Below are 15,002 nucleotides of genomic sequence, written 5' to 3' on the forward strand. Positions count from 1 at the left end.
CATTAATCGGTTGAAAGTAAGCTATGAAGGCTATCAATCAATGCTTTTTTGGTGTAATAGCCATTTTTCACCAGGAAGCTGATTTGCTTCACATGTGTGGCCATCACTTGATAATCTGTTTCTGACATCGTTTGAATGATGTCATCGGCTTCTTGCAACGAATCCACGACCAAACCCAAATGATTGGTTGCAATAAAGTCGGCAACCGCAATCCCTCGCCGTACGATCACGGGGATGCCGGCAGCAAGATAAGTACTGAGTTTGAACGATAGGTTAAGTTCTGAATAATCACGTTCATTTTTTTCGGCTATATTTTCACTCCACGACAACCCAAATCCACCAGAAAGCTTAAGCAGCATTTCTTCATCGCTATACCAGCCAATAAAAGTGGCATGATCGGTTTCAGCATCTTCATTTTGTTTTGCAAAAACCTGAAGTGGCGTCTTGTAGTGCCAATGCTTAACAAATGGAAATCGCTCTGGATGGCCAGTAAAATGAATTAAGCGTTCAAATTTTGGTTCGCGATATGGCAACATTGTTTGATGATCCCAAAGTTTTGAATCACCACTTTTTTTACAGTTAACCCTTCCGATCGTAATCGTGCAAACATGGCTTTTGTTGGTAGAATGACAAGGTCTGCCCGATTACATAACGCAATAAAACGTGGCATCAAATAGTAATTACCTGAAAACATTAATGGCGAAACATCGTGCACAAAGATAACCAACTTAAGATTTGGATAGATTTTTAACCGCTCAACTAAATGTTCATCAAATTCGAAATCATTCCATGTTGGAAATTGTGCAACAACAACATCATTGAATCCAACACCAGAAATAATGCCATCAATGCGTACCCGCAGTTCTTTTTCTGTGTCATCTGACACTGGGTAAGCGTATATACCAACTTCATTAAAACCAAGCGACTTACCGATTTCCGTTGTCATATTTTGTGCAATGAGTGCTGTACTTTTTGGCGAATGGCCGTAAATATTCGTAATATGGGTTCTCATAAGTTACTCCTTTTTTATGGGAAAGATACCGTTAGACTACCATCTTCCGTTTCTTCAAAAGTGCTCAACATAATATTTTTTAAAATCATCAAGTCGAGACGATTTTTCATCATATCATAAGCAATCACCGATTCTTTTTGGTACTCATAAATTGGATTTTTTTGAATGAATCGGCGGTTCATCACAATAGCTCTTAATTGTTGCAAATGATCAACTTGCTCAACCCAGCAGGAATCAATCGCTTTAAGCATTGACAAACGCTGAAACTGAATCAACTGTTCTTCTGACATGGCATGTTGCCTTTTTATGGCTAATTCGTTGTCTACCATTGCCAAAAGGTTGGCCTTTAAATGGTGACGTTGGCTACTTTTCAAGACTTCATCCGAATATTTCAAATTGTAGTTCATATTATCCAAAATGAATCGAATCGTTTGTCGTGCCGTCAGTTTGTCTTGTGAATCTAAGAATTTCGTGATTGCGCGATCAGCAATTGCTAAGATTTTTTGATCCATTGCGTGGTTTTCAGCTAAAAGCTGGTTACGCGTCTCGTAAACAATTTCTCGCTGAATACGCCCACTCTCATCAAATTCAAGTGTACTTAGACGCGACTCTCGATTTTGACTTTCTTCCGTCAGCTGCGCTTGATCAACAATTCTCTTGAATCTTCTTTTTTTCAACTCACGTGGCCGTCTGATATCAAAGTCATTGGCATGTTTTTTATAAAACTGCTTTGTTCGTTTTAAACCCCGCTCAACAACAATGTCATCTTCCAAACTGACAAAAAATTGACTAAATCCTGGGTCACCTTGTCTCCCCGCACGCCCGCGTAATTGGAGATCAATCCGTTTACTTGTCATGCGTTCAGTACCAATGACTGCTAAACCGCCAAGCTCAGCAACACCTTGCCCTAATTTAATATCAGTCCCTCGTCCAGCCATCATAGTTGCAACGGTTACAGCACCTAGTTGGCCTGCCTCTGAGATAATTTGAGCTTCTCTGGCAACGTTTTTGGCATTTAACACATTATGCGGGATACCTGCTTTTAAAAGCATTTGTGAATAAATTTCAGATAATTCCACTGATCCGGTGGTAAGTAGTATGGGTTGTTGCTTGTCGTGGCAAGCCTCAACCAGAGCCATTGAAGCATACAGCTTTTCTGGCAAAGTAGTATAAATTTTGTCTGGTAAATCTTGACGTCGAATAGGCCGATTTGTTGGGATCACAACAACTGACATATTATAAGTTTGGATAAATTCCTCTTCGTCGTGCTTGCCTGTACCTGTCATACCTGCTAATTTGTGAAACATACGAAACAAGTTTTGATAAGTAATGGAAGCCATCGCACGAGTTTGATCCGTAATTTTAACTTGTTCTTTAGCTTCAACTGCTTGGTGAAGTCCAAGCTGCATTTTTGTGCTTGGTAAAATGCGACCATTTTTAGCATCCAATAATTTGACTTCGCCATCTTCAACGACATAATCTTGGTTGCGTTTAAACAATGCTTTTGCATGAAGTGCAAGCTGGATATGCTTGACCAACATATAATTCTTTTCCGAGAAAAAGTCTGGAATATTAAAAAATATTCTTGCCTCAGCAATCCCTTTTTTGGTCAACCAGACATGTTTCCGTTCTTCATCAAGTTCATATGCCTCATCTTCTTCAAGCGTCGCGACAAAATCATCTGCTAATTTAAACAAGTTGGATTGAACACGTGGCGAACCAGAAATAATTAAAGGCATCTGCGCGGCATCGAGTAATACTGCATCAACTTCATCAATAATGGCATAATTAAACTCGCGCAAATATTGTTTTTCTACGCTATCGGCTAAATTATTTTGTAAATAGTCAAAACCTATACCATCATTTGTTGTATATATAATGTCTGAGTTATATATGACTTGTTTTTCCTCAGCTTTAAAGTGCTCATCTGGATCAACTTGAACACCCACGCCAACCGTCAGTCCCAACCATTCATAGACCACTCGCAATTCTTCCGCGTCACGAGTCGCTAAATAGCTGTTTGTGGTGACCACCATAACACCTTTACCAGTCAACGCATTAAGATAGACTGGCAGGGTCGCTGTCAGGGTCTTGCCCTCCCCAGTCTTCATTTCAGCTATATTACCTTGATGTAAAACGATGCCCCCAAGCACCTGAACATCAAAGGGAAACTTGCCCAAAACTCGCCGATCAGCCTCTCGAATCGTGGCAAAGGCCTCTGGCAAAATGCTATCCAGTGACGCCCCTTGAGCTAACAAGTTTTTGAGACGTCCTGTCTGTGCCTGCAAGTCAATATCTGTTTTTTTCGCCATGGCATCTTGAAGCCGGTTTACTTTTTTTAATATTTTTTTTAGATGCTTAACGCGTATATCATTTAGACTAAGCACATTAATTCCTCTTATTTTATGAAGTCAATATATTTTTCTAACCGGTCTGAATAATCAAAAAGTCGGCTTAACTGTGACATTTGGTAATAGTTTTGTTTAGGTGGTGTATGATAAATTATAAATTTATCAGAATCGGGTTCATTTTGCTTGAAAAACTCAAATCCCTCAATATTTTGCATCCTCTCTGATCGCGCAATTTGACCGAAATCATCTGTGATATGAGCTACACCATTTACCACTTGTGTCGCAAAAAAACGAGCAGCTTGGCTTGAAATTGGGCCATAACCAATGAATTGAACTGTATTAATATCAAAATCTTGCTGTAACTCACTTAATGTTTCTAAAATTAATTGTCGATACCTATCACTCAAATAAAACTGCGCATACGAGCGGTCACTTGTAATTTGAATAACATCATCCAACTGCGCTATTAATGATTCGCGCACCCATGCCATGGTCCCCACAATTGGTTCAACAAAAATCACACGTAACGTCGTTGCAGAAGACGATGCGTGCATCACATCTGAGATTGACAAGCCTTCTTTTTGTAAAAGCAGCTTGTTATCTTCTTGTTGCTTTTGAATTTTAAGACTATGAAAATTCATTTTTGAAAAGCCAGAACTCAGCAGTGAGATTTCGTATTGGTACGTTGCAATTGGGAATTCAAATACTTCACCTGAAAATTTGATTATCTTTCGTGTAATTTGTTGCGCAAAGCGGTCAAAAAATTTTATTTCAATATATAATGGCGTTTCCGGTATCACTTCAGCATCATAAGTTAATTGGTATTTGATACCTGGTTGAAGTGCCGGCAACGGAGATACTGCCCGTCTAATCGGAAAATTTCCCGCTGAATGCCAAGTATGAATTTGTAACCCACTCGCCATCAAATTATTTTCAAAAAATACTTGATCGATACTTTTGTAAGTAATTTCAGAACCGTAAAGATACGTTTCCCCAACATTATGATCCCAATAGATGACAAAATTGTTCCCAGTCATCAGATTAACTCCTTCATTTATTACGAAAAGGTTTTAATAATGCGTTGGTACTGATTTAAAAACCATTCAATAATTTCACCAGTATTGTCGTTGTGGCGCCCACTAATTCCTTTGCCAATAACCATGGCACGGCTATTCCCTAATGTTTCAAGCAAATCGTCATACGCCGTTTGATCATAATCATCGTCACGCATGTATGCAATGGCAAAGGTTGTGTGATTAAACGGCGTTTTGCTGAACTTATGCCAAAACCGCTGGTTCAACATGTCAACATGCTTTGATGTTGTCCCACCCGTGTTTTGTAATAATAAATCAGAAGCTGTTCCAAATTCACCAGGTCGAAGAAAAACGCCGTTAGCAGCAATATTGCCCAAATTTGCAAGTGGCTTGCCCACAATGACAGCACCGGGTTCAAGATTGCTTGCGTAGTAAAGTGCCCCAAATGTGCCCATCGATAGACCTGACAAGATTAATTGTTCCGAACTGAACCCCAAATCTGCGAGCTGATCTCGAATCACCTTGATGATCTTGGCTTCCATTTCAGGAGACCCAATGTAAAATGCACCACCTTCGAGCCTTGGATCAGCGATCAGGATAAACGGTTGCCTCAATTTTTTCATCATTGGAAACCCCTCAAAACCCTCGGCTGTTCGATAACCAGAAAAGTATACATTTAGTGGTGGTTTTAAGTTTCCTGGATAAAAATAGGTCATAATTTCTTCTGATTTTTGATCAACAAGACGCTGGCCACCAACAAGAAACTGGCCAAAATCTAATCGTGAGCGTCGGTGATGCAGTGAACCAAGCGATAACTTACCATAACCTTTCACGCGAATTGTAAATGACAAGTAGTATTCTGTCGCTAAGTCACTGGCAATTACAATGGGCTTCACTTGATTTTTCAAATTAACTGTCCATGAATCGACAATCTTCAAACTATCTGTTGTTAACAATCGGACGACGAGTTCAGCCTCCAACGTCTCATCAATCGTATGTTCTAACCAATACTCATGATTAAATCTTGGTTCTGCAATCGCGTTAAATTGCCACGAAGCCACCGACTGGTAACTTTGACCAAATTCACCAGAAATATCAATTTCCGAACTTCCAAAATAAGTCACATCATGATAAAAATCAGGCGAAATATGCAACATTTCAATACGAATACGATCCCCATATTGGGCAAAATAGAAGTATTTTGTTAACTGATAAATAACATTCTCTTTATTTGAGAAGTCTAGATACGACGCAAAGTGACTTTTCAATTGCTGACGCCGCGTAACATCTTCTTCAGCCTCTTTAATGTCAACAACAATACGATATGGATCAACAAGCGCCATAATGGCTTCTAATTCAGCTATAGTTGAAATTTCAGTCAATAACAGAACACTTGGTTGGCCGTTTTCCTCAACCCAAGCTTCAAAGTCAAGCAAACTGGTTTGAGATGGTAAGAAAGACCATGATAAAAAATCATTTTCTGTCTTCAATATGTCCGACCAGTCGGCCATGCCTGTTTGTAAGACACTTATTTTATCTTCTTTCATCCTGCACCTTCTAAAATATCTTGCCATTGCTTAACAATTGCACCATTGCTATACTTTTGAATTTGTTGCACTGAATACACAAGTGCCTCGTTCCAATGGCTTAATCCCACCAGATAGTAATCCATGGCTTGCGTTAGTTTACGACTATTGCTCAAAATGAAACCATTTTTTTTATGCAAAACATACGGGGACTCAATCTGATTGATTTGTGGAATACCAGAGCTAATACCAGCGATTTGAGTGAAAATATCAGGTTGGTGACTTAAATCAACTATCAATCGTGTGCGCCGAAGTTCTCGGATAATCGCATCTTCTGATTCAAAATATTGCGCCTGAATGCGATCAATTAAATCTTTGGCCGCTTTTTCATCATTTGAAATCATATTTTCTGCCTCAACTTCGGCATTTTCATTCACCTGATTATCGCCTGCAATCATGTCAGCAATGATGTCTACCGAGACGCCAAATTTTTCAGATATTTTTTGTCTGATTTGCTGTTCGATCCGAGACTTTTCAAATCCATCTGCACAGGCCATAGTCACATACACCAATTTGTGAGCGATCGTGTAATCAACTGCAAAATCTATCAATTCTAAAATTTCCGCCTCTGATAAATCTTTAATCATCATTAAGACATACATATTCTTAAATTGTTGACTTGTACCGAGTGTTAATCGTGCATCATAAGGTGGTAAATGATGTAATTTACGTTCCCAGTTTTCTATCGCAGGGTAATCCAATTTTTGGCCGATTTCAGTCATCATTTGTTGGCGTAAATCTTCGGTATCAAAAACCATGAGACTTGCGGCGGACAGCGTATGCATAGGATTATCTATCATCAACTTTCTACCGTTTCGTGGTTCGAAGAAAGATAGAATCACAGTTTCAGGACGCGTCGTAATATTTAAAACTAACTCATTATGACGTGAATCAGCGGCAACCACCATACGAGGCTTCTCTTCCTCATCTATGTGACTAAAGTATCGCGCAAGGCGTTCTTCAATTAATTCTTGCATGTTGCGATAATGCGATTTAAAAAATCGTGCTTGATGTGTCGAATTAACAATAATTTCATGTGTTTCGACATATTCACGTATTTGCCAATCGCCACCCTTATCCAAATAATCCGTGTATGCCTTTTGTCCATCAACATAATAAGCAATACTTGATACAAACCCACGGCTATCAAAATAAACTTCAACATCAACTTCACTACCTGAATAGTAGGTGATCTCTGACAAATAAGCGTCCTCACCAAATTTTATTCGAGCAAACATAGCGTCATGCACTAATACAATGATGTTAAATGGCGTATAAACAAATTCCGCGCCTTCTGGCCAGTTCAATTCCTCAAAGCTGATTATTCTTTGCATCACGTGATGCGTGTTTTGAATATCATCAAAAACCGCCCAGTAATTGATCGACGATAAGTCTTGTTGATGTAAAAATTTTTCAATTTGAGTAATGTAGTTTGGCACAATAATTTGAATGGGTTCCTCGGCTGATTGAAACATTTTAATTTGATTAATCGTATCGTCGAATGTAAGCCGCTCATCATACCAAGCTGGTATAAAGTAAAACATACTGATTTCCTTCTATTCATGTTCCTTTTACAAAAGTGCGCTATATTTGTTTTTCGACCAAAGTGCTTGCACCTGATCATTGACCGTAATGGTCATTCCAACGACAATTAAAACCATACTTGTACTCATCACAATATTCGTGTAACTCTCATCAATTAGCCCGAGATAAAGTGGGATGCCTGCAAATAATTCCAGATAAACAGCACCGACGGTTGCTAGTGAAAAAATTTTCTTTGTGAGAAAATTTTTTGTCGACACCCCTGGATCAACGCCAACGATATAGTCCCCATTTTGCTGCAACGTCTCACTCATTTGATCCGGATCGACATTCACAAATGCGAATCCAATTGTCAAAATAAATAATATAAAGACATAGAAAGTGATGCCTAATGCGCTTGACAACGTTAGATTAGAAATAAGATACAAAATTACTTGATTGTCTGGCCAAAAAACCGCAAGGAGTTGAAAAATATATTGTGGCAAGGTCATGATTGTCATGCTATACATCAACGGCATCCCACCGGCTGGATTGACGAGTAGCGGTAAATAAGTATTTTGATAAAAATCACTACTATTCAATACATTTTTAATTGCGATCCGATATTCTGACAATTGCATAACAAGTGCAATTCGAGTTAATATCGCAACACCGGCAATCGCAGTTACAATTGTCATTAACCCTGTTACCCACATGCCAGATTGAAATATCGGATTCAGATATTCCAAAACATTTTTTGGTATTTTGATTAACATACCGGCCAAAATTAAGACTGACGGCCCACCTAGCCCGTAAATATCATTCATGTTCGATAGCCAAATCAATAATACACTACCCGCTACCATGATAAACGCGACTTCTAATGCTTCATAAACACCGGAAAATCCCGTGACCTTGCCACTTTGGTCCAGAGAAATTGTAAACGCAATGGATAAACTTTGAATGACGGCCAGTAATAATGCGAGTAGCATTTTCAACACATAGGCCCGTGTTGTCGTAATTTTATCCAGCTCCAATCTTTTAAATAATTGCAAAACACGCCAAATAATTAAAGCTGACATCCATGGCGCCAAGCCCAAAGAAAACAAGGACAGCGTACTTAAATCACCACCTGTCGTGCCACTGACAAATTGCAACATGTATTGATTGTTACTGAACTTTAGCACCTGATCAACATTAACACCAGGGACTAAAATATGGCGACCAGTAACGAAAACTACCAGAACCAATATTGTCCAAAGTCCCTTTTTCCCAATGACCTTTGTGTCACGTCTTAATCTCATACGTTCTCCTAAAAATTTCAAAACCCACCTATACTTTTAAGCAACGCAGTTTATTTTGAGAATTATTTTTGTGTCAAACTCACTGCGAATATTAAATAAACGCTACCAAAGCAAACGATTGCAGAGATAATTTTCTGAGTATAAATACTTAAAAAATGTAACCCATTATTAACCACGCTCGGATTGACACGTTCTATTATTAATCAATCAAAAATTAGATTCATACTAAATTAGGACGTTTGATAACAAAATAGCGACCTAATCTTAAAAATAAGTCGTGCAGACTGACGAACAATCAAAACACTTGAAAAATTATACGTATGTATACTATAATGTTTTTGTTATTTATCAAGTGATAAATATCACATTTTAGGAGAATGATACAGAGGTCAATATGAAAGATTTAGAGAATTTTGCACACACATTAAACGCACAATCGTATCTATATAATATTAAGAGTAGAGAGATTTCGCCCCTTAATGTCAGTTCAAACGCACAATTTGAACTAGTAAAAAAACTTATTCCGAAATTTGGAAAGTATCCAGATCAAATCTATCAGTCATTTACATTCACAACAGGTCATCTTTTATCGATTAAAGTATCCGAAACCTCTGCTGTTTGTTTTTTATTTGACTTCAACCAAACTGACTTCTCAAAAAAACAGCTCAACTTAATTAATGTAATGACCAAATTGACACAAATTTCGGAAATTATTTATCGCTTATATACAGGAGAAATGGCACCAAAATCAGACGTCTTTATTCACAACAGTACGCTAAGTAAAGAATTTGATGACCAGCAACCTTTAACACCAGATTGCACATCGTACTATAATGTCGAAACTGAAATTTTAAAAGCAATTGTTTATTCAAATAAGGAAGATTTAATCGCTGCGCTTGAAAAATTACCACGCATTAATTTTTTCAACGTACTCAGCACGCAAGATATTTCATTCCGTCAAAAAAAAGACTTTATTGTTTCATATATCGCAATTTTGACACGCGCTATTGATCAATGGGGCTACCCTATCGACCAAGCATTTAAACTTCAGAAAGACTTAGTAACTGAAATCGAACATGCCAAACAATTCCCTGATTTCATTGGCACCCTTTGAGGCTTGGCGTGGTTTTATTTTAAAACAATTCAATCCTATCGTATTAACAACTTTTTACCGCTAGCAACACGCATTAAATCTTATATTAATGAACATATTTGCGATAATATTTTATTAGCAGACATCGCCGAAGCGGTTCACACGTCAAAGAAAAATCTTAACCCCGCATTTAAAGCCGAGTTTGGTGTAACCATTACACAATTTATTCGCAGCGCAAAAATTGACCGCGCAAAAGAAATATTAGTCATTTCTGATGCGGCTATCCCAGAAATTGCCAGCCATCTAGCATTCTCAACACCAAGTTATTTTATAAAAACTTTTAAAAACATTACCGGTATGACACCAAACTATTTTAGAAATAACTTTCTCAGCCTCACAGCTAGTCAATAAAGGAATAAAAGAGCAAGCATTTGTATAAAATGCTTGCTCTTTTATTGAAAACACTGTTCTCCAAGTTCGAACTGGTATCATGTAGAACCCACGTCGACATTCAGTTTTTACCTTATTGACCTATAAATGATTACTCGATTTGGTATGTTTAGTGATCTTCAATGAAAATCTGCTATGTACACGTAGAAATCACGACTGTAATTTCTACGTTTTTTTAAGTGGACTATAACTTCTTATTCTTCTTACTTTTCTTCAACACTAGTGGAGACATTAAGAGTCCTAACCCCAATAAAGCGGTGGTCGTGACGCTCTTTTCACCAGTTTGAGGCAAAATTGACGATTCATTCACCTTTGAAAGTTTTTGTGAACCACCCACATTAGTGATAATTGTCGAATCATGAGTTGTTGAGCTGATAACTGATTCAGACGTTGCTACACTCGTCGAGGCCGCAATTGATTCGGACGTTGCTACACTTGTCGAGGCTGCATCTGATTCAGACGTTGCTACACTTGTCGAGGCTGCAATTGATTCGGATGTTGCTACACTTGTCGAGGCTGCAATTGATTCGGATTCAACTACACTTGTTGATACTGAATCTGATTCGGACGTTGCTACACTTGTCGAGGCTGCAATTGATTCGGACGTTGCTACACTTGTCGAGGCCGCAATTGATTCGGATTCAACTACACTTGTCGAGGCTGCATCTGATTCAGAGGTTGCGACACTTGTCGAGGCTGCAATTGATTCGGACGTTGCGACACTTGTCGAGGCCGCAATTGATTCGGATTCAACTACACTTGTTGATACTGAATCTGATTCGGATTCAACTACACTCGTCGATGCTGAGACCGATTCGGATTCAACTACACTTGTTGATACTGAATCTGATTCAGAGGTTGCGACACTTGTTGATACTGAATCTGATTCAGAGGTTGCGACACTTGTCGATACTGAATTTGATTCAGACGTTGCTACACTCGTCGAGGCCGCAATTGATTCGGATTCAACTACACTTGTCGAGGCTGCATCTGATTCAGAGGTTGCGACACTTGTCGAGGCTGCAATTGATTCGGATTCAACTACACTTGTCGAGGCTGAATCTGATTCGGATTCAACTACACTTGTTGATACTGAATCTGATTCAGACGTGGCTACACTTGTCGATGCTGCAATTGATTCGGACGTTGCTACACTTGTCGATGCTGCATCTGATTCAGACGTTGCTACACTTGTCGAGGCCGCAATTGATTCGGACGTTGCTACACTCGTCGAGGCTGCATCTGATTCGGATGTTGCGACACTTGTTGATACTGAATCTGATTCGGATGTTGCGACACTTGTTGATACTGAATCTGATTCAACTACACTTGTTGATGCCGCATCTGATTCGGATGTTGCGACACTTGTCGATGCTGAATCTGATTCAGATGTTGCGACACTTGTTGATACTGAATCTGATTCAGATGTTGCGATACTTGTCGATGCTGCAATTGATTCGGATTCAACTACACTTGTTGATACTGAATCTGATTCAGATGTTGCGACACTTGTCGATACTGAATTTGATTCAGACGTTGCTACACTCGTCGAGGCCGCAATTGATTCGGATTCAACTACACTTGTCGATGCTGCATCTGATTCAGACGTGGCTACACTTGTCGAGGCCGCAATTGATTCGGACGTTGCTACACTCGTCGAGGCTGCATCTGATTCGGATGTTGCGACACTTGTCGAGGCTGAATCTGATTCAGATTCAACTACACTTGTTGATACTGAATCTGATTCAGATGTTGCGACACTTGTCGAGGCTGAATCTGATTCAGAGGTTGTGACACTTGTTGATGCCGCATCTGATTCAGAGGTTGCGACACTTGTTGATGCTGAATCTGATTCAGATGTTGCGACACTTGTCGAGGCTGAATCTGATTCAGATGTTGCGACACTTGTTGATACTGAATCTGATTCGGATGTTACGACACTTGTCGATGCTGCAATTGATTCGGATTCAACTACACTTGTTGATACTGAATCTGATTCGGATTCAACTACACTCGTCGATGCTGAGACCGATTCGGATTCAACTACACTTGTTGATACTGAATCTGATTCAGAGGTTGCGACACTTGTTGATACTGAATCTGATTCAGAGGTTGCGACACTTGTCGATGCCGCAATTGATTCGGACGTTGCGACACTTGTTGATACTGAATCTGATTCGGATGTTGCGACACTTGTCGATGCTGAATCTGATTCGGATGTTGCGACACTTGTTGATGCCGCATCTGATTCGGATGTTGCGACACTTGTCGATGCTGAATCTGATTCAGATTCAACTACACTTGTTGATACTGAATCTGATTCAGATGTTGCGACACTTGTCGATGCTGAATCTGATTCAGATGTTGCGACACTTGTCGATGCTGAATCTGATTCAGATGTTGCGACACTTGTTGATACTGAATCTGATTCAGATGTTGCGACACTTGTCGATGCTGAATCTGATTCAGATGTTGCGACACTTGTTGATGCTGAATCTGATTCAGATGTTGCGACACTTGTTGATACTGAATCTGATTCAGATGTTGCGACACTTGTTGATACTGAATCTGATTCGGATGTTGCGACACTTGTTGATACTGAATCTGATTCGGATTCAACTACACTCGTCGATGCTGAGACCGATTCGGATTCAACTACACTTGTCGAGGCTGCATCTGATTCAGATGTTGCGACACTTGTCGAGGCTGCATCTGATTCGGATGTTGCGACACTTGTTGATACTGAATCTGATTCAACTACACTTGTTGATACTGAATCTGATTCAGACGTGGCTACACTTGTCGATGCTGCTATTGATTCGGATTCAACTACACTTGTCGAGGCTGCAATTGATTCGGACGTTGCGACACTTGTCGATGCTGCATCTGATTCGGATGTTGCGACACTTGTTGATACTGAATCTGATTCAGATGTTGCGACACTTGTTGATACTGAATCTGATTCAGATGTTGCGACACTTGTCGATGCTGAATCTGATTCAGATGTTGCGACACTTGTCGATGCTGAATCTGATTCAGATGTTGCGACACTTGTTGATGCCGCATCTGATTCGGATGTTGCGACACTTGTTGATACTGAATCTGATTCGAATGTTGCGACACTTGTTGATACTGAATCTGATTCAGATGTTGCGACACTTGTTGATACTGAATCTGATTCAGATTCAACTACACTTGTTGATGCTGAATCTGATTCAGATGTTGCGACACTTGTTGATACTGAATCTGATTCAGATGTTGCGACACTTGTTGATGCCGCATCTGATTCGGATGTTGCGACACTTGTTGATACTGAATCTGATTCGGATGTTGCGACACTTGTCGATGCTGAATCTGATTCAGATGTTGCGACACTTTCTAATACTGAATCTGATTCGGATGTTGCGACACTTGTTGATGCCGCATCTGATTCGGATGTTGCGACACTTGTTGATGCCGCATCTGATTCGGATGTTGCGACACTTGTCGATGCTGAATCTGATTCAGATGTTGCGACACTTGTTGATACTGAATCTGATTCGGATGTTGCGACACTTGTTGATACTGAATCTGATTCAGATGTTGCGACACTTGTCGATGCTGAATCTGATTCAGATGTTGCGACACTTGTTGATGCCGCATCTGATTCAGATGTTGCGACACTTGTTGATGCCGCATCTGATTCAGATGTTGCGACACTTTCTGATACTGAATCTGATTCGGATTCAACTACACTCGTCGATGCTGCATCTGATTCAGAGGTTGCGACACTTTCTGATTCCATTTGAGAGTGTGAGGTTGCTTCTGAATTAGTCACAACATGTACAATAGTATCCGAACCCAAGTCAACTGGAACTCCACCATTCAAAATATCCTGTACATTAACATCATTCCCATTGTTATCAGCGTAAAAACTATACCCGTCAGGTATGTCAATTGGAATATCGGGGTAATTTCCACTCTCTGAATTTCCCGCATCGTTGACATATTGTTTTTCCGAAGCAATATGACCGTCTTCGCCAATAACAACTAATGATCCCAATTTTTTATACTGAAATTTTACTTCGTTACTAATTGGACCATATGGATTAATTAAAGTTATTTTACCTGTAGGAAATGCACGGCTCGAAAAAATAGTTACTTGCCTGATTTGACCTGGTTTTAACTTTGCTCCTCGAGTCATTGTCCCGGTTCCGGCTGAATTATTTTGTAAAATATGACTCTGAACTGTTCCATCTTCACTAATGAGTTCATATTCTACCGATACGCCGTCATATTTAACTGTGTACGTGTCTCCAACTTTTGAAAATGGTGAAAATATACCTTTGCCATTATGATAAACATCTTCACTAAAATAACCTTGAACAACTTCACCTGGATTTACCGAGTATAAGGTTCCAGAATAGCCTAGCACATCTTCACTCGATGAATTACCATTTTGATCAATACGTGTTATGGTTTGATTGGTTACAATCGGCTCGATAGCATCTATATTTGTTACTTGATTTTTCCCAGTATAATCGCTTAGAGTAGTTTGGTTACTAACTGCATCTTCTCCTGGAATAACAGCAACTGCTGCTGAAATGTTAGTATCATTTTTCGAAATATAAACTTCTATATATCCAAATATCGTACTAACAGTCTGCACATC

The 15,002-nt window shown here is 39.4% G+C and carries 11 protein-coding genes; 3 read left to right on the forward strand and 8 right to left on the reverse strand.

What is annotated here, in order from left to right; translation table 11 throughout:
* Window positions 1–2 precede the first annotated feature (2 nt).
* The 7 genes from HF966_RS08835 to secY2 are packed head-to-tail and all read right to left on the reverse strand — an operon-like array spanning window position 3 to window position 8,808.
* On the reverse strand, window positions 3–536 hold the full coding sequence (locus tag HF966_RS08835; protein WP_246586706.1) for a glycosyltransferase: 534 nt from the start codon (window positions 534–536) through the stop codon (window positions 3–5).
* The gene (locus HF966_RS08840; protein WP_246586708.1) at window positions 500–1,012 is read right to left on the reverse strand and encodes a glycosyltransferase; all 513 of its coding nucleotides are present in this window, start codon (window positions 1,010–1,012) and stop codon (window positions 500–502) included. Before HF966_RS08840 ends, HF966_RS08835 begins: the two co-directional genes overlap by 37 nt.
* Before the next feature lie 14 nt (window positions 1,013–1,026).
* Window positions 1,027–3,399, reverse strand: coding sequence for an accessory Sec system translocase SecA2 (gene secA2 / locus HF966_RS00325; protein ID WP_168675680.1), 2,373 nt, complete (start codon window positions 3,397–3,399; stop codon window positions 1,027–1,029).
* An 11-nt stretch (window positions 3,400–3,410) separates the two neighbouring features.
* Window positions 3,411–4,400: an accessory Sec system protein Asp3 gene (asp3, locus tag HF966_RS00330; protein ID WP_168675681.1), complete on the reverse strand. Its 990-nt coding sequence runs from the start codon at window positions 4,398–4,400 to the stop codon at window positions 3,411–3,413.
* 20 nt (window positions 4,401–4,420) lie between these two features.
* On the reverse strand, window positions 4,421–5,944 hold the full coding sequence (gene asp2, locus HF966_RS00335; RefSeq protein ID WP_168675682.1) for an accessory Sec system protein Asp2: 1,524 nt from the start codon (window positions 5,942–5,944) through the stop codon (window positions 4,421–4,423).
* Window positions 5,941–7,527, reverse strand: a complete 1,587-nt coding sequence (gene asp1, locus HF966_RS00340; RefSeq protein WP_168675683.1) for an accessory Sec system protein Asp1 — start codon at window positions 7,525–7,527, stop codon at window positions 5,941–5,943. The genes asp2 and asp1 overlap by 4 nt, the downstream gene beginning before the upstream one ends.
* A gap of 27 nt (window positions 7,528–7,554) precedes the next feature.
* The gene (gene secY2 / locus HF966_RS00345) at window positions 7,555–8,808 is read right to left on the reverse strand and encodes an accessory Sec system protein translocase subunit SecY2 (protein ID WP_168675684.1); all 1,254 of its coding nucleotides are present in this window, start codon (window positions 8,806–8,808) and stop codon (window positions 7,555–7,557) included.
* A 394-nt stretch (window positions 8,809–9,202) separates the two neighbouring features.
* On the opposite strand from secY2, the gene HF966_RS00350 reads away from it, so the two are divergent.
* Together HF966_RS00350 and HF966_RS00355 are read left to right on the forward strand one after the other, a co-directional pair.
* Window positions 9,203–9,922 (forward strand): hypothetical protein, encoded by a 720-nt coding sequence (locus tag HF966_RS00350; RefSeq protein WP_168675685.1) that lies wholly within the window; start codon window positions 9,203–9,205, stop codon window positions 9,920–9,922.
* A 3-nt stretch (window positions 9,923–9,925) separates the two neighbouring features.
* Window positions 9,926–10,312 carry a helix-turn-helix transcriptional regulator gene (locus tag HF966_RS00355; protein WP_168675686.1) on the forward strand — a complete coding sequence of 129 codons (387 nt, stop codon included), beginning with the start codon at window positions 9,926–9,928 and terminating at the stop codon, window positions 10,310–10,312.
* 223 nt (window positions 10,313–10,535) lie between these two features.
* Here HF966_RS00355 and HF966_RS08975 read toward each other — a convergent pair whose 3' ends face one another.
* Window positions 10,536–10,688 (reverse strand): LPXTG cell wall anchor domain-containing protein, encoded by a 153-nt coding sequence (locus tag HF966_RS08975; protein ID WP_345719086.1) that lies wholly within the window; start codon window positions 10,686–10,688, stop codon window positions 10,536–10,538.
* 772 nt (window positions 10,689–11,460) lie between these two features.
* On the opposite strand from HF966_RS08975, the gene HF966_RS08980 reads away from it, so the two are divergent.
* On the forward strand, window positions 11,461–14,139 hold the full coding sequence (locus HF966_RS08980) for a hypothetical protein (RefSeq protein WP_345719087.1): 2,679 nt from the start codon (window positions 11,461–11,463) through the stop codon (window positions 14,137–14,139).
* The last annotated feature ends 863 nt before the right edge of the window (window positions 14,140–15,002 follow it).

The organism is Leuconostoc holzapfelii, from assembly GCF_012396485.1.
GTDB lineage: Bacteria > Bacillota > Bacilli > Lactobacillales > Lactobacillaceae > Leuconostoc > Leuconostoc holzapfelii.